30 protein-coding genes are annotated in these 22,811 nt (G+C 44.5%); 5 read left to right on the top strand and 25 right to left on the bottom strand.

Features of this window, described 5'->3' with window-relative positions:
- The first annotated feature begins 156 nt into the window (after window positions 1–156).
- The 5 genes from WA279_RS04625 (at window position 157) to spoIISC (ending at window position 3,037) form a co-directional block, all read left to right on the top strand.
- Window positions 157–774, top strand: a complete 618-nt coding sequence (locus tag WA279_RS04625; RefSeq protein ID WP_003218470.1) for a DUF47 domain-containing protein — start codon at window positions 157–159, stop codon at window positions 772–774.
- 12 nt (window positions 775–786) lie between these two features.
- Window positions 787–1,788 (top strand): inorganic phosphate transporter, encoded by a 1,002-nt coding sequence (locus tag WA279_RS04620; protein WP_014476558.1) that lies wholly within the window; start codon window positions 787–789, stop codon window positions 1,786–1,788.
- 109 nt (window positions 1,789–1,897) lie between these two features.
- Window positions 1,898–2,644: a toxin-antitoxin-antitoxin system toxin SpoIISA gene (gene spoIISA / locus WA279_RS04615; protein ID WP_003244695.1), complete on the top strand. Its 747-nt coding sequence runs from the start codon at window positions 1,898–1,900 to the stop codon at window positions 2,642–2,644.
- Window positions 2,644–2,814, top strand: coding sequence for a three component toxin-antitoxin-antitoxin system antitoxin SpoIISB (gene spoIISB, locus WA279_RS04610; protein ID WP_003232646.1), 171 nt, complete (start codon window positions 2,644–2,646; stop codon window positions 2,812–2,814). Before spoIISA ends, spoIISB begins: the two co-directional genes overlap by 1 nt.
- Window positions 2,815–2,899: 85 nt before the next feature.
- Window positions 2,900–3,037 carry a three component toxin-antitoxin-antitoxin system antitoxin SpoIISC gene (gene spoIISC / locus WA279_RS04605; RefSeq protein WP_003232648.1) on the top strand — a complete coding sequence of 46 codons (138 nt, stop codon included), beginning with the start codon at window positions 2,900–2,902 and terminating at the stop codon, window positions 3,035–3,037.
- A 36-nt stretch (window positions 3,038–3,073) separates the two neighbouring features.
- Here spoIISC and WA279_RS04600 read toward each other — a convergent pair whose 3' ends face one another.
- From WA279_RS04600 to WA279_RS04480, 25 genes are all read right to left on the bottom strand, one after another.
- On the bottom strand, window positions 3,074–3,967 hold the full coding sequence (locus WA279_RS04600; protein ID WP_336154468.1) for an N-acetylmuramoyl-L-alanine amidase: 894 nt from the start codon (window positions 3,965–3,967) through the stop codon (window positions 3,074–3,076).
- 12 nt (window positions 3,968–3,979) lie between these two features.
- On the bottom strand, window positions 3,980–4,243 hold the full coding sequence (locus WA279_RS04595) for a phage holin (RefSeq protein ID WP_003232653.1): 264 nt from the start codon (window positions 4,241–4,243) through the stop codon (window positions 3,980–3,982).
- Between the two features lie 12 nt (window positions 4,244–4,255).
- Entirely contained in the window at window positions 4,256–4,525 is a 270-nt protein-coding gene (locus WA279_RS04590; RefSeq protein WP_003232655.1) for a hemolysin XhlA family protein, read from the bottom strand.
- 52 nt (window positions 4,526–4,577) lie between these two features.
- The gene (gene xepA, locus WA279_RS04585) at window positions 4,578–5,417 is read right to left on the bottom strand and encodes a phage-like element PBSX protein XepA (protein ID WP_336154466.1); all 840 of its coding nucleotides are present in this window, start codon (window positions 5,415–5,417) and stop codon (window positions 4,578–4,580) included.
- Between the two features lie 43 nt (window positions 5,418–5,460).
- Window positions 5,461–5,625 carry an XkdX family protein gene (locus WA279_RS04580; protein WP_134155238.1) on the bottom strand — a complete coding sequence of 55 codons (165 nt, stop codon included), beginning with the start codon at window positions 5,623–5,625 and terminating at the stop codon, window positions 5,461–5,463.
- Window positions 5,622–5,951, bottom strand: coding sequence for an XkdW family protein (locus WA279_RS04575; protein WP_336154462.1), 330 nt, complete (start codon window positions 5,949–5,951; stop codon window positions 5,622–5,624). Before WA279_RS04575 ends, WA279_RS04580 begins: the two co-directional genes overlap by 4 nt.
- Window positions 5,952–5,962: 11 nt before the next feature.
- Window positions 5,963–8,026 carry a terminase gene (locus WA279_RS04570; protein ID WP_336154460.1) on the bottom strand — a complete coding sequence of 688 codons (2,064 nt, stop codon included), beginning with the start codon at window positions 8,024–8,026 and terminating at the stop codon, window positions 5,963–5,965.
- Window positions 8,027–8,028: 2 nt separating this feature from the next.
- The gene (locus tag WA279_RS04565) at window positions 8,029–8,301 is read right to left on the bottom strand and encodes a hypothetical protein (RefSeq protein ID WP_103748871.1); all 273 of its coding nucleotides are present in this window, start codon (window positions 8,299–8,301) and stop codon (window positions 8,029–8,031) included.
- Window positions 8,298–8,876, bottom strand: coding sequence for a YmfQ family protein (locus WA279_RS04560; RefSeq protein WP_015483131.1), 579 nt, complete (start codon window positions 8,874–8,876; stop codon window positions 8,298–8,300). Before WA279_RS04560 ends, WA279_RS04565 begins: the two co-directional genes overlap by 4 nt.
- Window positions 8,860–9,906, bottom strand: coding sequence for a baseplate J/gp47 family protein (locus WA279_RS04555; RefSeq protein WP_336154457.1), 1,047 nt, complete (start codon window positions 9,904–9,906; stop codon window positions 8,860–8,862). The genes WA279_RS04560 and WA279_RS04555 overlap by 17 nt, the downstream gene beginning before the upstream one ends.
- A complete protein-coding gene (locus WA279_RS04550) occupies window positions 9,899–10,324 on the bottom strand; it encodes a DUF2634 domain-containing protein (protein ID WP_336154455.1) in 426 nt (141 codons plus the stop codon). The genes WA279_RS04555 and WA279_RS04550 overlap by 8 nt, the downstream gene beginning before the upstream one ends.
- 56 nt (window positions 10,325–10,380) lie before the next feature.
- Window positions 10,381–10,647 carry a DUF2577 family protein gene (locus tag WA279_RS04545; protein ID WP_019714098.1) on the bottom strand — a complete coding sequence of 89 codons (267 nt, stop codon included), beginning with the start codon at window positions 10,645–10,647 and terminating at the stop codon, window positions 10,381–10,383.
- The gene (locus WA279_RS04540; protein WP_336154452.1) at window positions 10,647–11,624 is read right to left on the bottom strand and encodes an XkdQ/YqbQ family protein; all 978 of its coding nucleotides are present in this window, start codon (window positions 11,622–11,624) and stop codon (window positions 10,647–10,649) included. Before WA279_RS04540 ends, WA279_RS04545 begins: the two co-directional genes overlap by 1 nt.
- A gap of 15 nt (window positions 11,625–11,639) precedes the next feature.
- Window positions 11,640–12,299: a LysM peptidoglycan-binding domain-containing protein gene (locus tag WA279_RS04535; protein WP_336154448.1), complete on the bottom strand. Its 660-nt coding sequence runs from the start codon at window positions 12,297–12,299 to the stop codon at window positions 11,640–11,642.
- The gene (locus WA279_RS04530) at window positions 12,292–16,074 is read right to left on the bottom strand and encodes a transglycosylase SLT domain-containing protein (protein WP_442894661.1); all 3,783 of its coding nucleotides are present in this window, start codon (window positions 16,072–16,074) and stop codon (window positions 12,292–12,294) included. The genes WA279_RS04535 and WA279_RS04530 overlap by 8 nt, the downstream gene beginning before the upstream one ends.
- 1,302 nt (window positions 16,075–17,376) lie before the next feature.
- The gene (locus WA279_RS04525) at window positions 17,377–17,517 is read right to left on the bottom strand and encodes a hypothetical protein (protein WP_072692631.1); all 141 of its coding nucleotides are present in this window, start codon (window positions 17,515–17,517) and stop codon (window positions 17,377–17,379) included.
- A 41-nt stretch (window positions 17,518–17,558) separates the two neighbouring features.
- Window positions 17,559–18,005, bottom strand: a complete 447-nt coding sequence (locus WA279_RS04520) for a phage tail assembly chaperone (protein ID WP_014479556.1) — start codon at window positions 18,003–18,005, stop codon at window positions 17,559–17,561.
- Window positions 18,006–18,096: 91 nt separating this feature from the next.
- Entirely contained in the window at window positions 18,097–18,540 is a 444-nt protein-coding gene (locus tag WA279_RS04515) for a phage tail tube protein (RefSeq protein WP_003232677.1), read from the bottom strand.
- A 1-nt stretch (window position 18,541) separates the two neighbouring features.
- Entirely contained in the window at window positions 18,542–19,942 is a 1,401-nt protein-coding gene (locus WA279_RS04510) for a phage tail sheath family protein (RefSeq protein ID WP_124048335.1), read from the bottom strand.
- Window positions 19,939–20,157, bottom strand: coding sequence for a hypothetical protein (locus WA279_RS04505; protein ID WP_003232679.1), 219 nt, complete (start codon window positions 20,155–20,157; stop codon window positions 19,939–19,941). The genes WA279_RS04510 and WA279_RS04505 overlap by 4 nt, the downstream gene beginning before the upstream one ends.
- 3 nt (window positions 20,158–20,160) lie before the next feature.
- The gene (locus tag WA279_RS04500) at window positions 20,161–20,601 is read right to left on the bottom strand and encodes a phage tail terminator family protein (RefSeq protein ID WP_336154443.1); all 441 of its coding nucleotides are present in this window, start codon (window positions 20,599–20,601) and stop codon (window positions 20,161–20,163) included.
- 12 nt (window positions 20,602–20,613) lie between these two features.
- The gene (locus WA279_RS04495; protein ID WP_336154441.1) at window positions 20,614–21,099 is read right to left on the bottom strand and encodes an HK97 gp10 family phage protein; all 486 of its coding nucleotides are present in this window, start codon (window positions 21,097–21,099) and stop codon (window positions 20,614–20,616) included.
- The gene (locus WA279_RS04490; protein ID WP_336154439.1) at window positions 21,096–21,452 is read right to left on the bottom strand and encodes a YqbH/XkdH family protein; all 357 of its coding nucleotides are present in this window, start codon (window positions 21,450–21,452) and stop codon (window positions 21,096–21,098) included. Before WA279_RS04490 ends, WA279_RS04495 begins: the two co-directional genes overlap by 4 nt.
- Window positions 21,449–21,832, bottom strand: coding sequence for a protein YqbG (yqbG, locus tag WA279_RS04485; protein WP_336154438.1), 384 nt, complete (start codon window positions 21,830–21,832; stop codon window positions 21,449–21,451). Before yqbG ends, WA279_RS04490 begins: the two co-directional genes overlap by 4 nt.
- A gap of 21 nt (window positions 21,833–21,853) precedes the next feature.
- On the bottom strand, window positions 21,854–22,789 hold the full coding sequence (locus WA279_RS04480; RefSeq protein ID WP_336154437.1) for a phage major capsid protein: 936 nt from the start codon (window positions 22,787–22,789) through the stop codon (window positions 21,854–21,856).
- Window positions 22,790–22,811 lie beyond the last annotated feature (22 nt).

The following is a 22,811-nucleotide window of genomic DNA, read 5'->3' as shown; positions in this document are numbered from 1 at the left end:
GTCGTTTTTTAAAAGCGAAGTAGGTCAAAATAAGGAGACACGATTTATCGAAAAAGTCAAGATGCGTTTTTTTCGACTTTACCTGTTTTTTTTCGACAAAAGGCTATATAATAATTTGATGTGTGCATTGTTCATTCAAACTATGGAGGGTTTTTAATGATAAGAAGAAAAAAAGATAAGTTCTCACTCCTTTTAACAGAAATTGCAAAGAACATAGACGAAACTGCAGAATATTTTGTGAATTTTAAGGTCACTAATCAAACGACTCTTAAAGAATTTGCAGATACGTTAAAGGAATATGAAACAAAAGGTGACAATCATGTTCATGTCATGATTAAAGAGCTTAACAAAGCGTTCATCACTCCTATTGAGCGCGAAGATATCCTTCAGCTGACAAACAGCTTGGATGATGTGCTTGACGGAATCGAACATTTCTCTGCCATGATGGAGATTTTCTCAATTACTTCATCAGACGAGCATATCGATAAATTCAGCGGATACATCAGAGAATGTGCGAAAGAGATTTTGATTACGATCGAGCTTCTGGCAGAAAATCGCTTAAAGGATATTCAGCCTCACGCAATCAAAATTAAAGAGTATGAGCACAGCTGTGACAACTTGCACAGAAAATCATTAAAGAATCTTTTCGGAAATGAAACAGATCCAATCAAAGTCATTCAATATCGTGAAATATACGAAACGCTTGAAGAAATCGCCGACTCTTGTCAAAGTGTTGCCAATAATCTTGAAACCATCATTATGAAAAACGCGTAACGAGGGGTAAAAATGGATATTCTATTAATATTAACGATACTAATAGTCATTTGTGCTCTGGCGTTTGATTTCATCAACGGGTTTCATGATACGGCGAACGCAATTGCGACTTCTGTATCGACAAAAGCGCTGAAACCGCGCCATGCCATAATAATGGCGGCTGTGATGAACTTTATCGGAGCAATGACATTCACAGGTGTTGCCAAAACCATTACAAAAGACATTGTGGATCCTTATACGCTGGAAAATGGCTCTGTCGTGATTTTGGCTGCGTTAATCGCTGCGATTGCCTGGAACCTGATCACATGGTACTACGGTATTCCAAGCAGCTCATCCCATGCCATCATCGGGGCAATTGCCGGTGCGGCAGTAGCGGCAGCCGGATTTGCTTCATTAAATTATAAAGGTTTCATTAAAATCATTGAAGCACTGATCCTTTCACCGATTCTTGCTTTTGTCGTTGGGTATATTTTATACACCATCGTCAAGCTGATATTCAAAGACAGCAATTTGGCGAAAACGAACAAGCAATTCCGCAGAGTGCAGATTGTAACAGCTGCCCTGCAATCGTATACACACGGCACAAATGATGCGCAAAAAGCAATGGGTATTATCACAATGGCTCTCATCACAGCAAATTTACATACTTCTGCTAATGATATCCCAACCTGGGTGCAATTCGCCTGCGCAACAGCCATGGGTCTCGGAACATCAATCGGCGGCTGGAAAATCATCAAAACCGTTGGCGGAAAGATCATGAAAATCCGCCCGGTAAACGGTGTTTCCGCTGACTTAACCGGAGCAGCCATTATTTTCGGCGCCACGTTTATTCATTTGCCGGTCAGTACAACCCACGTCATTTCTTCATCAATTCTTGGCGTCGGTGCGTCACACAGGGTAAAAGGCGTAAACTGGGGTACGGCCAAGCGAATGCTCATTACATGGGTCATCACGCTTCCGATTTCAGCGACACTTGGTGCCATCGCCTACTTTATTTTAAATATGATATTTTAATGTCACACCGCTTCTGTCAAAGGAGCGGTTTTTTTGATGGAACAGGAAAACCATCCGGATCTCTCGAATACAATAAGCAGAACCTATTTCAGATGTGAGGGATTCGAATATGGTTTTATTCTTTCAGATCATGGTCTGGTGCATCGTGGCCGGACTGGGGCTATACGTGTATGCCACGTGGCGTTTCGAAGCGAAGGTCAAAGAAAAAATGTCCGCCATCCGGAAAACATGGTATTTGCTGTTTGTTCTGGGCGCTATGGTATACTGGACATATGAGCCCACTTCCCTATTTACCCACTGGGAACGGTATCTCATTGTCGCAGTCAGTTTTGCTTTGATTGATGCTTTTATCTTCTTAAGTGCATACGTCAAAAAACTGGCCGGCAGCGAGCTCGAAACAGACACAAGAGAAATTCTTGAAGAAAACAACGAAATGCTCCACATGTATCTCAATCGGCTGAAAACATACCAATACCTATTGAAAAACGAACCGATCCATGTTTATTATGGAAGTATAGATGCTTATGCTGAAGGTATTGATAAGCTGCTGAAAACCTATGCTGATAAAATGAACTTAACGGCCTCTCTTTGCCACTATTCGACACAGGCTGATAAAGACCGGTTAACCGAGCATATGGATGATCCGGCAGATGTACAAACACGGCTCGATCGAAAGGATGTTTATTACGACCAATACGGAAAAGTGGTTCTCATCCCTTTTACCATCGAGACACAGAACTATGTCATCAAGCTGACGTCTGACAGCATTGTCACGGAATTTGATTATTTGCTATTTACGTCATTAACGAGCATATATGATTTGGTGCTGCCAATTGAGGAGGAAGGTGAAGGATAATGGAACGTGCGTTTCAAAACAGATGCGAGCCCAGAGCGGCGAAGCCGTTTAAAATCCTGAAAAAACGTTCAACCACCAGTGTCGCAAGCTATCAAGTCAGTCCGCATACAGCAAGAATCTTCAAAGAAAACGAACGGCTGATTGACGAGTATAAACGAAAAAAAGCATGATCACACTAAAAGGACAAGGGAAAACAGCTCTTGTCCTTATTCCTTTTCTTAAAGGGTGACATATAATAAATACAAACAGAGGATAATGTCAGGTGATACAGTGAAAAAATTGGTGAGGCGTGTGAAGTTTGTTGATTACGGAAGGTTTGGGCTTTCCGGGTACTCGCTTCGGGTGAGGGAGCGCAGTGCTGGAATTATAAAAAAGTTGAAGAAGAAAAAATAAATCCCGGAGCGGCTCCGGGATTTTTATGGTCTTTGATCAGCTTAATTGCGCTGCGATCTTCTCTTTCGTCGCAGGCCCGTAGATACCGTCAGCAGTTAGACCGTTAACAGACTGAAAACGGGCAACTGCGTCAGCTGTTTTCGGTCCGTAAACGCCGTCAATTCCGTTGTTAACAGCGTCTTTATCAGGGTAAAAATACAGAGCCGCAAGTGCTCGTTGCACCTGAAAGACGTGTTCTCCTGAGGTATAAGGTGTTGTCAATTGAATGATACCATCAGGGAGCGGATAGAGCTCGGGTTCTTCAGCGGACGATGGAGCACTTACAATTAATACTTGACCAACGCGAATAAGATTCGGGTCTTCGATATTGTTCCACTCTTGCAGCTGAGCAACCGTAACACCAAATGCTCTCGCTATGGATGTAAGTGTGTCGCCCTGTTTCACGACGTAAGTTTGGCTGCCGCCTCCCCCAATTCCTGCTTTGAACGAATCCCACGTATCTAACAATTTTCGCGGACATTCCTTCCCTGACCAATACTTATGAGGGACGACATTGGCGAGACTGATATTATGTTCAGCCATTAATGTTTTGATGAGCCACTGGGCATTTGCTGTTGCTTTTGCAAAATCGCCATCGGCATTTTCGCAAATTTCAATTCCAATAGAAGCCCGGTTGCCGCTGCCATTTCCGTCTCCCACATGCCAGCCGTTTTCATTTAAAGGCAGATGCTGATAAATTTCTGTATCATCAACTGTAAAATGCCAGCTTGTCGTCGTATCAGGATTTTTCAAATAGCGGGCATGGGCCGCAGCATCTGCTCCTACTGCGGTATTCGCTGTGTTGTGCACCGTAATGTAAAGCGGCGTCATTGCGTAGCCTGGACGGTTATTTGCGCCAACCGGAATAAAGTCTTGAATAATGTTAACCATTTTCATCTCTCCTTATTTCGTCAGATTATTGTCCCTTAACAAGTCGCGCTGTTTTTTCCCTTTTTCTGTTACATAGTTGTTTTTAAACCAAGCGGCAAGTGTCGTTCCAATTGTAAATGCGATGGAACCGGCTGAATAAAGAGCGTCAGCGAGCTGATTGACCTGCTCCTCCTGAATGTCCAATGGTGATTTGCCGAGCATCAGCATGGTCTGGTTGATTAAAGCAATTAAAAGAAGCACCGTCCTGATGACCGTGCCCTTGTCAAACGTGTTCATAAAAATCCCCCTTTAATGCTGCAGCAGGCTGTACATAATGGCGATGGCTCCGCCAATGATGCCTGTAGACACTGCTGTAATGATGGCACCTGTGATGGTGCGTTTAATCCACGTGGTGTTTTCTTCAATTTTGTTTAATTTTTCGTTCAGCGTCATGATTTGCTGGTCTTGCCGGTCAGACACGCGTTCTAATGCGGAAACCCTCTGCTCAAGTGCTTTGTGCTCGCCTTTCATGTCTGCTAAATCCTGCTGAAACACATTCACGTCTGCCTCTTGCTGCATCTCTCACTCCTCCTTCACATGCAGATCACCTCCCTTCCGAGGGCCGAGACTATTATGAAACCGCGGTCCCTTTTACCGAAAGAGTACCGCCGGTGATACTGATAATCTCCATGATGATCTCCTTAAACCCTTTAATATCAAAGGCCCATGCCTCAGCTTTTCCTAATGTACTGGAGGCAGTGGTAGCATCATCAGTTTTCACGCCTCTGATCGGCAGTTTCTGTCCTGACACCGATTTGCCCCAAAATTTGACTTCGCTCATTTCTGCTGTGCCGTAGACTTCAACGAGTAAATGCGTGGCACCGTCAACAGGTAAAGCAGCCCCCTCGCCGGCGGACTCTGCATTTTCATGAAAGACAAAGTCAAATGTTTTGCGAGCCTCGACTTTCAGCCGTCCATCGTGTGTTTGATTCTCCGCAAAGTCAATCTGTAAAGGCGTTTTTTCATTGACACGCACATCCATCTCACCCGCACCGACTGATTGGTATAATACAAACTCAGATTGCTGAAGATTCCCGTTCACATAGCGGAAACGGTAATAGCGTTTAGAAAGATATACCCAGTCCGTCGCTGTCAGGACGCCTGCTGCGACATTAACTGCTGCTGTCGTTGTCCAAACATTGTTGTTGTCGCTTTCTTCTATAAAGAGCGTACCTTCACGATCTGCATACGCCCAGCCCTTCACTTTCGAAATCAGAACTGCGCCAAGCCTGTCCTGCCCGAGCTGACTGTATGCCTCAGTCGCCTTTAAAGCAGCATTTGTTAAAATCTCCGCTACGCCTGACAAATTCGAAACAGGTGTCACAAAATCATTTTTTCCTCCTCGATAGGGCTTTACAGCGCCGGCTTTTCCAGCCTTATCGAGAGGAAATTCATATTGATACTTCACCATCTTCATCCTCCTTTGATCTAAAAACAGGCAAAATAAAAAAGCCTTACAAGGCTTTACCAGTAATTTCTTTATACTGGTCAGCTGTGATCAGCTTTTTGTTCACACCCTCTGCCAGATCCTCAATTGAACAGTCTTTATATGCTAATGCTTGTTTTACCATATCTGCTGTCGCCCACTCATAATAAAGGGCTAGCACCCAATAATTCATTCGGCAAGATCTCCTTTCAAGGAAAGTAATGATAGCTTTATATCTGACAACTCGTTCCCTAATGTTTTGTTCAGTTCTTCAAGCTGCTTGCGTGCCAGCTTTTCTTGTGACAATTCTTGAGCGAGAAGCTCCACCTGATCAGGCGGCTCGTACGGCGGATTTTTTTGTGATTCCTCCCACCAGGATTCGAGTTCTGCCTGAGTCGGTAACGGGGCCCGGAGATTCCATTGCTCAATGTATGAACCGTTCCCGTCATTACGCAATTCAAAATCCTTTCTCGATACTGCGTTTGGATACTTGTACATAATGGCATCATATAAGATCATAAAGGTACCTCCTAAACTCTCGGGTAATTTCTTCCGCCAAGCTCCAGAACATCAAAATAATTGAGAGCTCCATTCGAATCTGTAACATATCGTGTTACATCTCCGGAATAACCAACATAAACATAAATTTCAACATAATCTCCTGCATCAAGCGGAACTGTAACAGATCCAGTAACAGTTGCATTAAACTCATTATCACTGTTATTGGAAGGGGTAGGCATTCTAAATTGATTCATTAATTTATACTTTGTGCCGTTTACATAAACATATAATTCAAAATTGGAGTATCGCTCAGTATTTTCTATATATAAACTAGCACTGACTAAATGCATTCCTGCATGACTGGCTACAAACCTATTGTTTTTTGTATCAAACAATTTATGGCTATCTTTTATAATACGGTTATATTTAATTTTGTTATTTTCTCCTTTAATAAGGGCTTGACGCCCAGTAGTCCCAATATTAGCGTGAGCAAACCCTGATATCTTTTGCCACGCAGTCCAGCCTGAATCTGCCCACCAATGGCGGATCCAAGTCCCTACATGATCATAACTTCCACTAGTTGTGTCTGCATTTCCATAGAAATACTGAGTAAAGCGATAATTACTATGCTTTTCATTTTTTACAAATCCATAAGTGAGCGGGTATCCTGTAGTGTTATTGGCCCCTATGTCCATAAAAGTGATTCCGTATTTGTAATCATTTCCGCTTATTCTCGCATCTTGGATTGCATTTGATCCTGTTAGAACAGTTAACTTTTGATTTGTATAATTTGTTTCAACATAGTTTTTAGCATCAGCTAAAGCTTTATCCGCTTTATTTTGTGAACCTTCCGAATTCTCTAATATATACCACCCTGAATAATCAGTACCATTAACTGCTACCCTTGTATAAAGTGTTTTCGTAGAGATGCTAAACCAATCTTGACGTGTAGCCCATTTATTTGCAGAGGGGTAGATAATTAATAAACCTGTTCTGTTGTCATTTAATGGAAATTGATTTTGCAAAACTGGATTTGCATTCATGTAATTAGTGTCTAAACGATAAGTGCCAGGCGGAAGATTTAAATCATTTGCATCGGTTATTGAATTTAATGGTCTAGTAATAAAGGCCGTGCTGTTAGTATAATCTTTTGATTGGTTTAAAGCAGTATCAGCTTTTTTTTGCGCACCATCAGGTGTCTCCTGCTTAACATTCTCAACATTTCCGAGACCCACTTGTTGTTTAGTAACTGAATGAGGATTAGTTTTATCATTTTCATGAAGATCTAATTCTGTTTGAACTCTATCTATAAAATCTGTTGTTGCAATTTGTTTCCATCCTCTAAATTCTCCATCAGTGTGAACCATTCCAATCCACATCATACTTCCCCAACTTTGGTAAGCTACTATTGTTTTCCTTCCTGAACCGCCTTCTACAATATCGTAGTTATACCAAGCTGCATCGCCTTCCACCGGGTTGTTTACAACTGACTGACCAACTGCACAATAAAATCCAGAAGATAATGTAAGAATATCTGTACCGTCTTGGAGTTGTATTCTTTTACCGTCGTCTCCAGTAAGTTTAATTAGTTGGGCAGCATTCCATTTGTTTCTTTCCTCTTCAGATACATGAACTTTAGAATTGCTTAAATGAGCATCAAAATCTGCTTGTGAGGCTTGTTTCACATTTTCGACATTCCCAAGTCCAACCTGTGCTTTTGTTACTTGGTTAGGATTATCTCTTCGTGCAGCAAAATTGTCTGTATATGCTTTGGCGTTTGCTTCAGCTTGATCTGCCTTATACTGGGCTCCGGCAGGTGTTTCCTTCGCATTCCATTCATCACGTTCTACTGATGTAATATGCCGGGTTGAATCATGATTATGTTCATTAAATTCCTTCTTTGAAGCCTGCTGCACATTATCCACATTCCCCAGCCCGATTTGCGCCTTTGTTGTGTTGTGGGGGTTGTTCATGTCGTTTTTGTGGGCGGCCAGGTCGGTGTGGGCGTCTTTTATGCCTTTTTCCCAACGGTTGACGTCATCTTCGTTGATGGGGTCGTCCGGAAGCCAGTCTGTTTTTTCTTCGTATGCCATGTTTACACCACCTCAAAAGTAAATCTGAAATCGAGTGTTCTGTTTTCGCTGACGTCCAGGTCAGTCTTTCTTTCAGTGATCACATTGCCCTGCTCGTCAAAAATTTGGACCGTTTCGATATGCTTGATGTCTTCCTCACGTTTTGTCAGGACGGTGACTGTTGCTCCGACAATGGTGAGTTCTACTATTTCTGTTTTTTGGCCGTTGAGCAGCACGTGATCAATTCTGCTTTTCAGATCTGCCGCTGTACGTTCTCTGTATATGGTTGAAATCAAGTTAAAACCACCTCATTGTTGTTAAGAGTGACAGAATAACCGACCTTGAGCTCACTGGCTGTTCGGTATCTGCGGTGATTCAGGATGACTGTGTCTTTGATTTGCAGTGTCTCGTTCAATCCGCCTCTGAGCGTATACGCCAAATGAGCGGGTTTCATGTTTTCTATCGCTTCGATCAGCTCATTCATGTGCTGGAGGTCATCAACATTGATATCGACGTTAAATCGGTATTCGCCGGGAAGCAGGCGGACCTGTGCAGACGGGTTTTTCAAGAAACGGTTTACCGCCTGCTCAATGGCCCTGTATGTGATGGGCGGGATGTTCGACATTTTGGAAATGAGCCGCAATCGTCTGATCTCATCTGTGTCGCCTGATTCCCGCGGTACGTTTAAAATCTTTTCCCAGCGGCTGAGCCCCCATGTCGCCGTCGGTACGAATAACTGATCCGTCAGATCAAATATGCTGTCATTTTGTTTATCAAACTCAGGCGCTTCCGCTTTCAGCAGCTCAGCCATTTCTTTAAGGCTGGTGAGAAACGGCGGCAGATACGCTGTCATGTCATCTTGTTTGCTCAATGATCTTCACCTGCCCAAGCTTAGGAATTTCCACGTCGCTCAGCACCAGATTTTCAGACGTGTCGTTGATTTGAATATTGGAGTAGTCACTGACTGATGGTGAATTATAGACGATATTGTTAATTTGAGAAAGGCGGATGACGTTATCTTCAAACGCCATTTTCTTAAAGAGATTTAAAACGCCTTCCTCAATTTCTGACTTCACTTCATCAATTGAGTGATTGATCTCAGGCAGCACTTCGGCAGAAATCTCAACTTCTTTCCAGACCGCGCTTTCCACTGTGACAACGGCTCCGATTGGCGCCTGTCCCTCTCCCTGTCCTGGTTCAGGGTCGATATAATCTTTCACTTTTTGAATTAAAATATGAGAAGCGGGCTCAAGATTCGCATTGGTGACGACAATTTTGACCGTGCCTTCACCGTTCCAAAGCGGGAAGATCTTTGCCTTTCCCACACCGTCCACTTCCTCAGCCCACTCTTTATAATGCATTTTATTGGCACTGACGGCCTCACGCCGAACCCTTGTAAAATACCGTTCCCGCAAGCTGTCATCTCCCTCTTCCTCGCGCCCCGGAATCAGGATTTCTTTGACAGTGGCCGTTTCTAAACCGGGAATGGTATCCAATGACAGTAAATTGCGTCCGGTCAGATTGGCGTTTCCCGCTTCACCAGGTGTTTCACAGATGAGCGTCCCGTCTGCCGTATATTGAAAATAAAGATTATCCACGTAAAAGCGGGAGCCGACAGGAATAGTAACTCCAGATGTAAACTCTCCCGCTCTGACCGCCTTTGTCGCGGCTGTCCGTTCAATTCCCGCTTCCGCTGCACGCCTGTCTAAAAATTCGCCTTGTGCGGTATCAGAAAAGACTAGCTCAAGCACAGTATCCAGCCATATATAAGACTTCGCAAGCTCGGCTGCCGCTGGGGCTAACGCATTATAAATGACGCTGCCTTCTCTTGTGTCAATATCTGCGGAAATGCTGTTCAGCATACGCTCCATAATATTTTCAAAGGTCTGATCTTCAAACATGTCCGCCAAGCACCTCCTCAAACTCAAGCGTCCCTTCATCCGTCTCCACCACAAAGGACACATGAAACGCGTCGCCTTGTTTTTCAATCTCAAAATCTGTTACAGCCGATATCCGCTCATCATAAACCAGCGCCTCTTCTATCAGCCTCGGAATCTCCATCTTTTTATAGGCATCAGTCGTCTCATGATCTGTCAGCACGTCCTGAAGCTCATTTCCGACATTATGGCTGTATATGGAATACGCATAGCGTTCTGTCTGTAAGGCGATATAGACGAATTGCCTGATCGCTTCAAGCCCGGTAATCAGCTCATTCGTAATTCTTCCGTTTTCAAAATCTATTTTGTACGTTTGCGAGGTTTCAATGATTTCGCTCTCATCTTCAATATCTTCAAACTCCACTTCTGGTGTCAGGGCCATGATGCCCACTCCTTTTACATGCTAAATAAAAACCCCTTCGTACTGAAGCGGTTTGTCTATACCTTATCTAAAATAAAAAACGATTGCCCGCCAGTCAGAGCCGCGGTCATGACGCGATCCCCCGGCTCGAGTGCATCGTCTCCTCCGGACTGCATCCGTTTTGGGATAATGATGGCGTCTGCCGGTATGATCAGTTTGCTGTTTTCTTTTAATTTGATTTCCACAGGAGAAACCGAAACGACTTCAGCCGGGAGCAGTTCTACCGGAGACTCAGCGTCAACTGCGCCGACTGCCAAATGTTTGATAGCCTCACTTAATCTCATTAGGAAACTCCTTCCGGCATCGTATTCTTTTCGACAACATCAATAGTCATCGTATGTTTCGTTCCTTTAAATTCGTGCCGGTCCGTATCTACCCAATAGGTTTTCTTGATGCCGGCCTCCGGAATCGAAATATAGACAGGCAAGCCGCTCTGCACTTCCGGGATGCCCACTGCCTGAATATTTTTCAGTTCTTTTTTCACGCCCTTTTTTTCAGCAAGGCGTACATCAGCCCGCTGCTGAAGCTGTGCCTGGTTGATGTCATCTGTGACCGTTTCTGTATATTGAAGCACACCGTATTTATTTAAGCCTGAACTGTCCTTGGCAGAGGCTTTATATGTCTTATTGTCCTTCTGCCGGCGAAGCACCACCCGAGTAGCAGTGTCGTTTATAGAAGTGCTGTATTGGTAGCCCGTGATATTGACGCCCGTTTCAAGCACCCATACCTCTGACGGATCTGGCCAAGCGCGCAGACCGAGCTTTCCTTTTTCCGAATACAGCTGGTAATGTCGTCCTGTCTGGCTTTTCGTCTGTTTCAGCGCTTTTAATATGATGTCATACAATGTCGTATCATTTTTAATGACAAGACTTTTGATCGTATGGCCTGTGTTTGCGATCGAGGTTGTCGGTATCTGGAAGTCACTAGCAATCCTTCTGATGATCTGGTCAGCCCGCTGATTGGAAAACACGTACATATCCTGGTTTTTGACCAGGTACTGCAGCATGTCATAAGCGCTGAAGGCAAGCGTATGCTCGTCCGGGGTTCTTGCAAAAACAATGCCCCGAAACAGCTCTTTTCCCTTCCATTTAAACAAGACCGTATCTCCTTCTGAGACACTGTAATACGTCTGGTCGCCCTGTTTGGTGACGATGGTCGCTTCAATGGAGCGCGGCGCCTGATAACGATGGCCTTCAAGCGATACGCTTTCTGCAACCAGCTCAAACCACTCTGTGTCTTTAATGACGAACAGTTCTATCATCATACATCACCTGTTTCATTGCGGTATCTTTAATTTTTGGCCGGGAAAAATCCAGTGGCCCGGCTGCCTGATGTTCCGTTTGCTTCGTTTGATCATTGCTGTTTTATTGGCGTTCCAAATTTTGCGCCATTGAGTGCTGTTCCCGTAAAATCTGCCGGCAATGTCCCAGAGTGTGTCTCCCTTTTTCACTGTGTACGTCTTCGGCGCAGCCTTCGACGGACGTTTTGCCTTTGTTTTTTTCTTCTGCTTGATTTTCCGAGGGAAAGCGGTTTTGTATTCTTTTAATACAATATCAAAATCCCGATCTCCTATTTCATTGTCTCCCTCACTATATTTAAGGCTTTCAATACTGCATGTCATATTGATTTTTGTTCCCGTAATTAAAAATTGAACAGGCTTTTTTGCCTTCATCCATTTTTCAATTTTCGCAATGGCATTTTCCGGAGACGGGAGATTTTGATATTCAGCTATCGGCGTATACTTTTTTGGAAAAAAAGAAGAAAATGAAATTTCTTTTGCTCCGGGTTCTTCAATAAACGTTAGTTCACCCAATCCCGTTATCTTTACTGAGTCATTTTGTACACTATTCGCTATATCAATCGCTTCAGGAAGAACAGGGAATCGCAGCTTTTCTTTCCCCTGTGATATCCAAAATTCATAGATAGACTTAGTCAAAAGCCACGACCCCCTTTGTTCCGGTGTTAATGTCATTTTGTAATTCATCAAGTAATGCCTGCTTGATTTTCGCAACCAGGCCATCAGCATCCTGTCCATTATGGAAATGCTGATCGCCGTTAAACTCAATCTTTATTTCTTTCGTTCCGGCTGTTTGTATCGTTTGCCGTGTACCGGATGTAACTGCTGAAACTTGTCCTGAAGAAAGCTCAGACTGCTGGGATTGAGACGAATCTGTCACTTCCATACCAAGAGCTTGCGCAGCTCTCTGAAGGAGGTAGCGGCCGCGGATGCCTCGCTCCTCCGGAATGATCCATTCCCGCTTGTTTCCTTCTCCGACACGGGCAATTTGTTCTTTTGTAATCAGCCCGCCGTTTGCGTAACCGACATACGGTCCGCCATGATTCAGGCTTTTAATACCCGGCACATTGTTGATTGATCCATATCTGCTTTTAATATAGCCGATCGCAGCAGCTGCGTTGTGAATCGGGTTTTTAATGTTACCCATACCCGGTGCTTTATGGTCATTAAAGGTGCTTGGGATCGTCTGCATCAGTCCTTGTGACGGATGCCCCGCTTTTGCGTTGCTGTCCCACAAGTTAATTGCATTCGGATTGCCTCCGGATTCATACTGCGCAATCGTCATGAGTCCCGGTAGCCAGCTCATCGGTGTCTTGGTGGCCATGAGAGCAGCCATAATCCATTGTTTTACGTTCCCGCCCATGGCTCCCATTCCGGAATAGGCAGCCGCCAGTGATCCGGCTTGTTTTTCAGCATATTTCTTTACATCTACTGAGCCAAGGCCTTTGACAACACCAATTGAAGCAAAACGCCCCAAGCTCATCATGACACGGGAAGGTGAATGAATATCTAGCTCCTCACGGAAAGCCTGCTCCACTCTCTTGGCCATATCCTTTGCTGCTTGTTTTACTTCACTGGATTTAGAATTCATGCCTGTCACAAAGTTTCCGATCAAACCGGAGCCCCAGCTGTTCGATGTGTCTTTTGAACGCAGGAACGGTTTGTCAACATGTGTACTTACATACTGTGCAGTCCCTGTTTGGGTTGAGTTTTGTCCTTGCGCAAAGCCTTTGACCGTTCCTGTGCCCCATGAAGACGATTTGTTCACAGTGGCTTGATACGGCGTTTTAACTTTTGATTGCAAAAAGCCGTCCGTTCCGGTTGCTGTACCGTTTTGGCCCTTGGCATACCCGCTTACCATTTGTTTACCGTAATTTGGTGAAGCAGAAATCATTTGTGTAAATGGCGTATTGATGTTTTTCTTTTTCCAGTCTTCCATTTTGACCGGCTGATCGCTGATGCCTTTACCAAAGCCTTCTGAAAATTGCTGTCCGAGTGTGGACGCTTGGCCTGTAAGATTTGCAGTGTTCATTACGGGGGAGGCTGAGCCTGATAGAGGACTGACAGCTGCTCCTCTTGAAACAGATCCTGGACCTCCGCCAGAAGACGAAGCTGCGCCCATGTCGTCTACAACTTGCATACCCAGCTTAGACGCCGCTTGTGAAAGAAGCATCTTCCCCCGGCCTCGGTTGTTATCAACCGGGATAACGAATTCCTTGCCGGCTTCACCGATCCACGAGATGGTTGGTTTGGTGATGTAGCCGCCTGTGGCATTTTTATCCGGATCCTTACCTTTATTCGGATCACCGCCGCCGGTTACAAAATTAATTACTTTACTAGCTACGCCGCCAGCTTTATCCCAGATTTGCTTCACCCAGCCGAACGCTTTAGAAAAAGCATCTGAAATCGCTTCTCCCACCTTTGTAAGAGGTTCTTGAATATTCTTTTTAAACCAGCCGCTCAGGCCTTTCCAAATGTTCTTAACGGTGTCTATCGCTTTTTTGAAAGCATCTGAGATTCCCTTACCTACATCTGAGACTGTATTTTTGACCGGGTTCCAAACTGTATCCATGAACCATCCCGATACCGTACTGAAAACACTCTTAATCTTATTCCAAGCACCGGTCATTTTATCCCAGATTGTAGTTGCCGCTCCTATTACAGCAGATTTGACTGGCCCCCACACATTACTCATAAACCATGAAGCAACTGTACTGAACACATTTTTAATCGTCGTCCATGCATTTACGATTTTAGACCATATTGCTGTTGCTACACCCACAACTGCTGATGAAACCGGCGTCCAGACATTGTCCATAAACCATGTTGCCACCGTGCTGAATATCGTTTGAATCGTTGTCCATGCATTTACGATGTTGGACCATATGCTTGTTGCTACACCCACAACTGCAGTTGATACTGGCGTCCAGACATTGTCCATAAACCATGTTGATACAGTTCCCCAAGTATCCTGAATGGCTGACCAGGCATTTTGCGCACCCTCTGTAATGCTGTTCCATGTATCTTCTAGAGCGCCGGCATCAATTGCCTTGCCTAAACTTTCACCGCCGAAAGTACCGGCAATTCCTCCTACAACACCGCCAATAGCGGTCCCGACTCCCGGCACAACGCTTCCAATAGCCGCTCCTGCAGCGGCTCCTGCTAAACCTCCGCCGGCTGAACCTACTTTTTCACCAGCATTATCCTTATTGATACCGGCTAAGTCAGTAAGGGACAGTATTTCGCCTAATCCCGGTATTCCTTTTGCCGCTCCTTTTAAGCCCTTCAGTCCGCCTTTTAAGCCTTTTGATTCACCCAATGTTTTCAGAAGGCCTGAAAAACCTTTGCCTGATGCTCCTTTAGCAGATTTAGGTGTATTCACAGGATTTGTTTTATTCCCTTTTGTTGATGAACCGTTTCTATTTTTGACTTTTTTGCTTTTGCCTGTACTGATTCCGGCACAGCAGCAACCACAAGCCCCGCCCCATTTGCCGCCTGACTTTTTCGATTTTGAACCTGAAGATTTTTGGTTCATAGAAGGTTTTTTAGTGCGGTTTGAATTGTTAGAAGTTGAGTTCTTTGTATTGGCTTTTGAAGCTTTTTGTTTGCCTTTGCTTCCGCTGGATTTGCCGCCAAGCAACCCGCCAATATCCAGATTCCCCAGCTTCTCAGCAATGCCTTTTATAATTTTTTCAAAAAACTCTCCCACTTTTTCAATAATTTTATCAGGGCTGAATTTCTCGAATTTCTTGGCGATTTTTGAAACAATGTTATCAACAAACTTTTCTGCTTTATTAGCGATTTTATCCGGGTTCAGGAAATTAAATTTCTCTGAAATTTTGTCAACAATATTTGTTACAAAGTCTTCCGCTTTAGTAATAATGGCGTCTGGACTGAATTTGCTGGCGACATCATCTACTTTTTTCATAAAGGAATCTGTAAACTTGTCAAGCTCGTTAAAAATGGTTTCCGGGCTGAATTTACTTACGACATCGTCCACTTTTTTCATGAAGGAATCTGTAAACTTGTCAAGCTCGTTAAAGATTGTTTCCGGGCTGAATTTACTTACGATATCATCCACTTTTTTCATGAAGGAATCTGTAAATTTGTCCAGCTGCTTAAAAATAGCTTCTGGGCTGAATTTACTTGCGACTTCGTCTACTTTTTTCATAAATGAGCCTGTAAACTTATCCAATTGTTTAAAAATGGCTTCAGGACTGAATTCACTTGCGATTTCATCTACTTTCTTCATAAATGAGCCTGTAAACTTATCCAGCTGTTTTAGAATCGTTTCCGGGCTGAACTTTGTCGCAATCGCATCCACTTTGCCCATAAATGATGTGGTGAACTTATCCAGCTGGGACAGAATTGTCTCCGGACTGAACTTCGTTGCGATTGCATCCACCTTACTCATGAACGATGTTGTGAACTTGTCAAGCTGTGCCAGAATTGTTTCTGGACTAAACTTTGTCGCAATTGCATCCACCTTGCTCATGAACGATGTTGTGAACTTGTCAAGCTGTGCCAGAATTGTCTCCGGGCTGAACTTCGTTGCGATTGCATCCACTTTGCTCATAAATGATGTGGTGAACTTATCCAGCTGAGCCAGAATCGTTTCTGGACTGAACTTTGTCGCAATTGCATCCACCTTGCTCATGAACGATGTTGTGAACTTGTCCAACTGTGCCAGAATTGTTTCTGGACTAAACTTTGTCGCAATTGCATCCACCTTGCTCATAAATGATGTTGTGAACTTGTCAAGCTGTGTCAGAATCGTCTCTGGACTGAATTTTGTCGCAATCGCATCCACTTTACTCATAAATGATGTTGTGAACTTATCCAGCTTTGTTAGAATTGTTTCCGGGCTGAATTTTGTGGCGATTTCATCCACCTTATTCATGAACGATGTTGTAAATTTATCCAGCTCTGTTAGGATTGTTTCCGGGCTGAATTTTGTGGCGATTTCATCCACTTTTTCCATGAATGATGCAGCAAATTTGTCCAGTGCTGTCAAAATCGTTTCCGGATCAAACATGCTTGCAATATCACCGGCATTTCCTCCGGCTGAAGAAGCTGCTTTATCCGGTGAACCTGAGCTTCCCATGCTATCAATTCTTTTCTGCAAGGAATCCAGCTTATCTGACACCTTGTCATTAATAGCCAGCTCCAATTTGTTGTCTTTTCCTGTTAAGGCATCAATACCGGCTGAAATGCGACCGACTGTTTTCATGACGTGATCAATCACGCGTATTGTAACAGAGTAGCCATTTTGAAGTGCATTTTCCATATAACGCTGTATTTTTTGAACAGCCGGCGAAATTTGGTCTTCTGCACTCAGCATTATCGTAAATCCTTTAAATCCCGCAACGAGCTCTCTTAGTCGTTCAAATTTTTCTGTTGCTTGGTCACTGGCGCCAATTTTAATAGATACCGATGCCGGCAATCCCTGCAATTGAGTTTGAACCTTCTGAATGACAGTGCTGGCGTTATCCTCAGCTGAAATGGAAATCATTTGGGCGCCAAGCTTTTTCTTTAATGATTTTTGTATGCGGTCAATTGTCCTTAACACAGTTTTGCTTTCTTTTCGTATATCGATAGCTCTATTTCGCTGCGTCATTTTTCTATACTTTTCAAGCGCTCTAAATCCATTTTGTATCTTTCTTAGCTTTTTGCTTACCCGGTCTTCCAAGTCAAATCTTGCTGTCAGCTTTGCCAATTACGATGCTCCTCCTTTCTTTGCTTGTTTTTCAAGGAGATCGAGCTTATATCCGATCAGTCCATACAACAGCGCCTTGAAGTTTCGAGGCGCTTCATACAGTTCTAATAAATCTGATGGAGAATAATGAAGCTCGTGCATCGCATAGTAGAGATACACGGCTTCTTTATGCCCATCCTTGATTAGTTTTTTGCTTCGTCTTCCAGATCCTCTAATTCATCTTCAAATCCATTAATCTCAATCGCTTTGTTTAACCAGTTCGCATACTCGCCTCCAACTGAGAGCACGCGTTTCGCAACTTCTACCGGGTCAGCCGTTTTGTAAGCTTCTCGAAGCTCTTTTGAACGGAAGTCCGGATAAACGGTTGATTCAACTGCGATTCGGGCATAAAAGCGTTGGCTGTCTAAATCTTTTACACGGCCTCTGCCTTTGACATTTTTATACGTTGTTGTTTCTTTCTCCAATTCATCAATGCGCTCCGTCGTGATCGCTTTAAAAATAAATGGCACGATGTTCCCTTTTTTATCAACAAAACGCTTTGAGATCGGCACTTTGATTTCCTCAGCTTCAATTGTTTTTCCCGGCATAAAAAAGGAAAGATCATATACGTTTTCGTTCTTCTCGCTCATGTAAAAAACTCCCTTGTCTATTGTTTGGTTTCATCTTTAAAAAACAGACCTTTCTGAGAAAGGTCTGCGTATGGGCTTGATTCAGCTTTGATTAAAACGTGTCAGATAGCTTTTCAGGGACGTCGAAGTCTTCGAATGTAAATGGAACTTCTTCCTCTAACGCTTCTGAATCGACATCAAGGCTTGCGATTTTGGCAGAGTCAAAGTTGACGTCGTACAGCGTGACTCGCTCTGTGCCCCGGCCGGAGGATTGATCATCCAGCACGGCTTGGAGCGTGAAATAAGGGTCGCTGCCTTTTTTGACATAGTCCATCATCAATAGCACGAATTTTGATGTGACTTTGTAGAACGTCGCGGTCCCTGTTCCATTTGCCCCTGTTGTTTTATGGCCTGTCATGCGGCGGCCCATAATGTTGACTTCAGATTTGTTTTTCTCAACGTTTGCTTCAAATGTTTTGATGTGCGCCATTTCCTCGCCATCGAGGAATAAACGGCCTTCTTTTCCTGAAATTGTGTTTTGTGCTTTTAATGCCATATTAGTTTACCTCCACATTAAAGTAGAATTTTTCTGCTGCGTCGACAGGCTGTACAGCCAGGTCAATCAAGAAGCCGTCACGATCTTCATTCATTGAAATTGTGATATCTTCATCGGAATCAAAGCCAGTGATGCCGCCTGCATCCTGAAGTGTTGTCATATATTGCGTGATCATCGTTTTTACATACTGCAGTCCGTCTTCAGATGCCGGGATATCGCTTCCGCTGCCTTTTCTTGATTTAATTAAGGCTTTCAGCTCGCGTGTTAAATCATTATTCACAGCATCCAGGACACGAACGATTTTGTTCTTTGCAAATTTCTTGTTTTTCTCAGCTGTGAACGTCACGAGTGAGTTAATGTCCTTTTCTACGCTGACGGATTTATCACGGGCGTCGAATGTGAATAAAAATTCACCCTTGCCCAGACGTTCAACAATCGTATCGTGGTCAAGGCGGTGTAACACATCAACTGCGCCTTCGTACTCTACAAATGTAAGTGATTGGTTAAAGGTTGCTCCTGCACTCGCTCCAGCTACCCAAGCTGTTGCTTTGTCCGGTGTAACTTCCGTACCATCTTCAAGCAGCACACCCTCGGTTACGTTGATGATGCCTTCATAATCACCGGCATAATTGGCTGTGACGCCTTGCACTTTTTGTCCTTGGCCGTCGCGCAGGCGTTTAATGAAAGCAGCAAACGTCGCCTTCAACTGGTCACCTTCTGCAACAGGCAGCGCAATCACATCAAAGCTCTCCGTTTCAGCCGCTGCTAAGAAATCTGTATAGTCGGAGTTGACAGGGGCTTTATCCGTACCGCCGGATAAACGGATTCCCGCGGATGCATTCAGCGTCTCAGCTGCAGTGTCTCCTTCTGATCCAGTGAGAGGAATCGTTGAAGAAAGATCGCCTGTTCCGGTAAAAGTGACATAGCCGTTAGCTGTTAATTCTTCAGCCTTTTTGACAGTCTGTTTATCAACCTCTGATTCGTCCATATATGTTGTCACATCGAAAGAATTAGCATCCAGCACATTATGATTGATGCGGATGATAATGTCATTTCCTTTTGTTCCGCCATATACTGCAGTTGCTTTGACGCCTTCAGCAATATCAGCAGACGCTCGGACACCTTCGGTTAGACGGTACATCAATACCGTTTTCGCATTTTTCTTCGCTTCACGCAGCAGCAATAAAGACGGGTCATCGATGCTGAGGCCCACTTTTTTGTTTAGGTCTTCAACACTGGAAATGGAGACGAACGTTTTCGCTTCACCCCAGCTTGATGCGACCGGAAGTGCGACTGTTCCCCGTTCACTGAGTGATACCCGCTCCTGTGCCGTCGTTTTAAAGTTAAAATAAATGCCTGCACGTTCTTTTTCTTTGCCTGTTGTAAATGTTCCGCCATTCATGATGACATGACCTCCTTGGTTAGAAATGTTTGAATCAATTGGTTGGCTTCTGATTTCGTCATACGTGGTTGATCCACGCCAAATAAAGCCCCCTGAAGAATATCCGGCTTAACGCCGAACAGTTCCTTCGCGTGCTTAATCAAATCCGCTGTATCAAATAGAGCTTCCCGGCTCTTTGTATGTACAGCCTTCTTCTGTTGTTTGTCCTTTGACACCGTTTATTTCACCCCGCTGTTCATGTCGATATCCTGTAAGACAGGCTGTTCTGTTTTGTGATAATAATATCGGCTGCTCCACCTGATCACCATGGCCGCCTCGCCCCTGTCTCCTACCCTTGTCTCGATTTGGGAGATGCGAACCATATCCCCCGTCTTCTCACCGGATTCACTCAGCAGCGGAATCATATTTCTCGCTTCTCTGATGGCATCCGCGAGCCTGTCCGCTTCACCCAGCGCCTGAACGGAGTCCAGATGAAACAGTTTTACATTGAGACTGTAGGTTTTTTTAAATGTGGAGACCGTATCTGTTTCCTCGAAAACAGATGGTAGCGGGACGTATAACGACGGCACCTGAAAGTGATCAGGAAGCTCGCGTTCATAAATGGGAACAGACCACCGGCTGTACAAAAACGCCATGATCGATCCTGTTTCACTGTTCATCCTGCTCCTCCTTTACAGCTTCTTCAGCCACTGGCGCAGTTTGCTTTCCAGCGATTTTCCAAACAGCTGTTCATATAAAAGCAGTGCATGATCCCAGTAGCCCGTGCCCGGTATCCATTTTCTCTTGAGCGCCATTCCCGTTGAAGCCGCTGGATCATAAATAAACCGTGAGCCTTGAAAACGCCCCGGCACCCATCTCACATCTTGTTTTGACGTCCAATGGCCGTCATTAAGAAATGAGGCGTAATCAAGCTGTGTTCCCACCTCAAGCGAAAGCCCGCCGCTTTGCACAATCCAGAGATTGTCCTCTGCGCCTTTCTCAAAGGAACTGAGCAGTTTTTCTGTATCAATCGTTTGTGTGCTGATGAGTTCAGATTGGACGATCTCCAGAAAATCTTGCCCGCACTCCTCAAGCCACCGGGACGCCTGTCTGGAAAAACCGCCTGAAGCCGCTTCTTTTAATGCCGTGTTCAGCTGTTTCAATCCCGCTATTTTCATAGGCTTTCATCCCTGACTGCGACGACCTCCCAATGATGATGTCTGATTCTTTTCGGCAGCTTTAGTATATATTTATGATTCTCCCAAATGATTTTATCGTTCACGCGGATGTCGGCTGACAACGGAAAATGGACGAGAAAGCTATGATATACAGTTTGATCCGGCTTCTCCTGAATCAGCTGCTGCGTTTTTTCGGTAAAATAACAAGGGACATCTTGTTCATCGGGTGTATCCGGATATGAAATCACCGGCTGCAGCCTGTCTGCCGGAATCCCAAATCGGCCTGCAGACGGTGCTTGCGCTGCTTCATGATAAATCTCGCAACGGTGAATGAGCATCTGCTTGTAGCTCATAAAGATCTCACCTTCAGCCTGGAGGATTCAGGGACGTAGCCCGGCTTGATAAACTCTTCGAGCAAATGATACACCCCAGGCCGCTGAATCCCGCCTTCTCCGGAAACCGTGTAGGAATAATCCCCCATTTTCTCAGACTGATAGCTTGATGAGGCAGATTCATCGCTGTTGACAAGCGCAAAATACTGGGCAAGCTTTACTAAAGCCAACTTCACCTTGCCGGGCAGCGGATCATACAAGCTGTCTTCAAAGCGGTGACCCGTGATGAGAGCCGCTTCTGCTTCCGCCTCGATGATATCCTGCGCCAGCAGCTCTTCCGGCCTGTTTTTCACCCGATCATAGACCGAATAGGAGGCTACGTCAGTCGGTTCAATGAGCATGAGCTGACCACCTCGTTTCTATTATTCTTTTACGTTAATTAATTTCGCGCAGGCATCCTCTTCCTCGAACTTGCTGTCCAGCTTGGCCGTTAAGACAATAATGAATTTACGGGAGCGGATGTCTTTGTCGACTTCAATTCGGATATTGCGGGAGAAGCCGAGAATGATATTTTTCGGATGTGTGAGAATGATATCAGAAGCGTCATATTGCGCGTCTCCCTCACCGACTGTGTACGGCTGAATATTGGATACCCCTTTGACCGGTACGCCGAATGCTGTTGACAAGCCGCCCTGAACAGCCTGGTCCCCAAGGTTTGTCTGGCGGTCTGCCACGCGGTCCTTCCATTCAACTTCTAAGCCGTGAGACGTATAGAATCTGAATTCCTGAGGGATGCGCAAATATTTTGGCGGAACTGCCTTTAAGCCTTTCTTGAATGTCGCTCTGGACAATTCTTCACCGTTCATGTCAACGATATGGGAAACCGCCTGTTTACGGATGCCGTCCAGCTGTGCCAGATACGGATCAGCTGATGCTGTATCACCGTTAACGATCAGCTCTTCAATATCAACTGCTGCGCGCTCTGCTAAAATTTGCATGATTGTCTGCTGCAGGCCGCCTTTTTCAATATTGTTTTCAAGTGTGTCATACGTAATGTTAATTTCCGCAATGACTTCCTTCGTGTTCAGCTGGACAGTGCTTGTCGTTGGAACTGTCAGCTCGTCGTTTGACAGTGCTTTTCCTTCTTGCGCAGCCCGCAGAATACGCTGGCCGAAGCCGATTTTCTCAAATTTTTGCGAGTCATTTTCCATTTGAATCACGCGGGATTCACTGAAAATGGTCGGCGTGTTTTGCACCATGCGGATAAAAGCCGATGCTTGCGCAGGGTTCATAAGCCCGCCACTTTTTAAAGCAGAAAGCGACATTTCCGCTTTCCGAATGATCTCTTGATTTCTCAATTGATTTCCTCCTCCTTGACTG

Origin of the sequence: Bacillus sp. 204(2023) (genome assembly GCF_037027505.1) — a bacterium.
Classification (GTDB): domain Bacteria; phylum Bacillota; class Bacilli; order Bacillales; family Bacillaceae; genus Bacillus; species Bacillus subtilis.
The sequence above is the reverse complement of the archived record's forward strand: the minus strand, read 5'-3'. Positions and strand labels throughout refer to the sequence as shown.

Bases quoted from the DNA above. Each gene is read 5' to 3' on its own strand.
- WA279_RS04550 (WP_336154455.1), bottom strand. From the start codon at position 10,324: ATGGCCCTGACACCAGAAGTGGAGTTTGAAGATATTGAAGATGAGAGC.
- WA279_RS04540 (WP_336154452.1), bottom strand. From the start codon at position 11,624: ATGATAGAACTGTTCGTCATTAAAGACACAGAGTGGTTTGAGCTGGTT.
- WA279_RS04495 (WP_336154441.1), bottom strand. From the start codon at position 21,099: ATGAAAATAGCGGGATTGAAACAGCTGAACACGGCATTAAAAGAAGCG.
- WA279_RS04545 (WP_019714098.1), bottom strand. From the start codon at position 10,647: ATGAGATTAAGTGAGGCTATCAAACATTTGGCAGTCGGCGCAGTTGAC.
- spoIISB (WP_003232646.1), top strand. From the start codon at position 2,644: ATGGAACGTGCGTTTCAAAACAGATGCGAGCCCAGAGCGGCGAAGCCG.
- WA279_RS04525 (WP_072692631.1), bottom strand. From the start codon at position 17,517: ATGCACGAGCTTCATTATTCTCCATCAGATTTATTAGAACTGTATGAA.
- spoIISC (WP_003232648.1), top strand. From the start codon at position 2,900: ATGTCAGGTGATACAGTGAAAAAATTGGTGAGGCGTGTGAAGTTTGTT.
- xepA (WP_336154466.1), bottom strand. From the start codon at position 5,417: ATGGTGAAGTATCAATATGAATTTCCTCTCGATAAGGCTGGAAAAGCC.
- WA279_RS04625 (WP_003218470.1), top strand. From the start codon at position 157: ATGATAAGAAGAAAAAAAGATAAGTTCTCACTCCTTTTAACAGAAATT.
- WA279_RS04510 (WP_124048335.1), bottom strand. From the start codon at position 19,942: ATGAATGGCGGAACATTTACAACAGGCAAAGAAAAAGAACGTGCAGGC.
- yqbG (WP_336154438.1), bottom strand. From the start codon at position 21,832: ATGCTCATTGAACCGACTGACGTAGCCTCCTATTCGGTCTATGATCGG.
- WA279_RS04520 (WP_014479556.1), bottom strand. From the start codon at position 18,005: ATGAGCGAGAAGAACGAAAACGTATATGATCTTTCCTTTTTTATGCCG.
- WA279_RS04500 (WP_336154443.1), bottom strand. From the start codon at position 20,601: ATGAACAGTGAAACAGGATCGATCATGGCGTTTTTGTACAGCCGGTGG.
- WA279_RS04620 (WP_014476558.1), top strand. From the start codon at position 787: ATGGATATTCTATTAATATTAACGATACTAATAGTCATTTGTGCTCTG.
- WA279_RS04580 (WP_134155238.1), bottom strand. From the start codon at position 5,625: ATGAATTATTGGGTGCTAGCCCTTTATTATGAGTGGGCGACAGCAGAT.
- WA279_RS04595 (WP_003232653.1), bottom strand. From the start codon at position 4,243: ATGAACACGTTTGACAAGGGCACGGTCATCAGGACGGTGCTTCTTTTA.
- WA279_RS04490 (WP_336154439.1), bottom strand. From the start codon at position 21,452: ATGAGCTACAAGCAGATGCTCATTCACCGTTGCGAGATTTATCATGAA.
- WA279_RS04575 (WP_336154462.1), bottom strand. From the start codon at position 5,951: ATGATCTTATATGATGCCATTATGTACAAGTATCCAAACGCAGTATCG.
- WA279_RS04555 (WP_336154457.1), bottom strand. From the start codon at position 9,906: ATGTTTGAAGATCAGACCTTTGAAAATATTATGGAGCGTATGCTGAAC.
- WA279_RS04600 (WP_336154468.1), bottom strand. From the start codon at position 3,967: ATGGTTAACATTATTCAAGACTTTATTCCGGTTGGCGCAAATAACCGT.
- WA279_RS04570 (WP_336154460.1), bottom strand. From the start codon at position 8,026: ATGGCATACGAAGAAAAAACAGACTGGCTTCCGGACGACCCCATCAAC.
- WA279_RS04590 (WP_003232655.1), bottom strand. From the start codon at position 4,525: ATGCAGCAAGAGGCAGACGTGAATGTGTTTCAGCAGGATTTAGCAGAC.
- WA279_RS04530 (WP_442894661.1), bottom strand. From the start codon at position 16,074: ATGAGTAAGGTGGATGCAATCGCAACGAAGTTCAGTCCGGAGACAATT.
- spoIISA (WP_003244695.1), top strand. From the start codon at position 1,898: ATGGTTTTATTCTTTCAGATCATGGTCTGGTGCATCGTGGCCGGACTG.
- WA279_RS04515 (WP_003232677.1), bottom strand. From the start codon at position 18,540: ATGGCATTAAAAGCACAAAACACAATTTCAGGAAAAGAAGGCCGTTTA.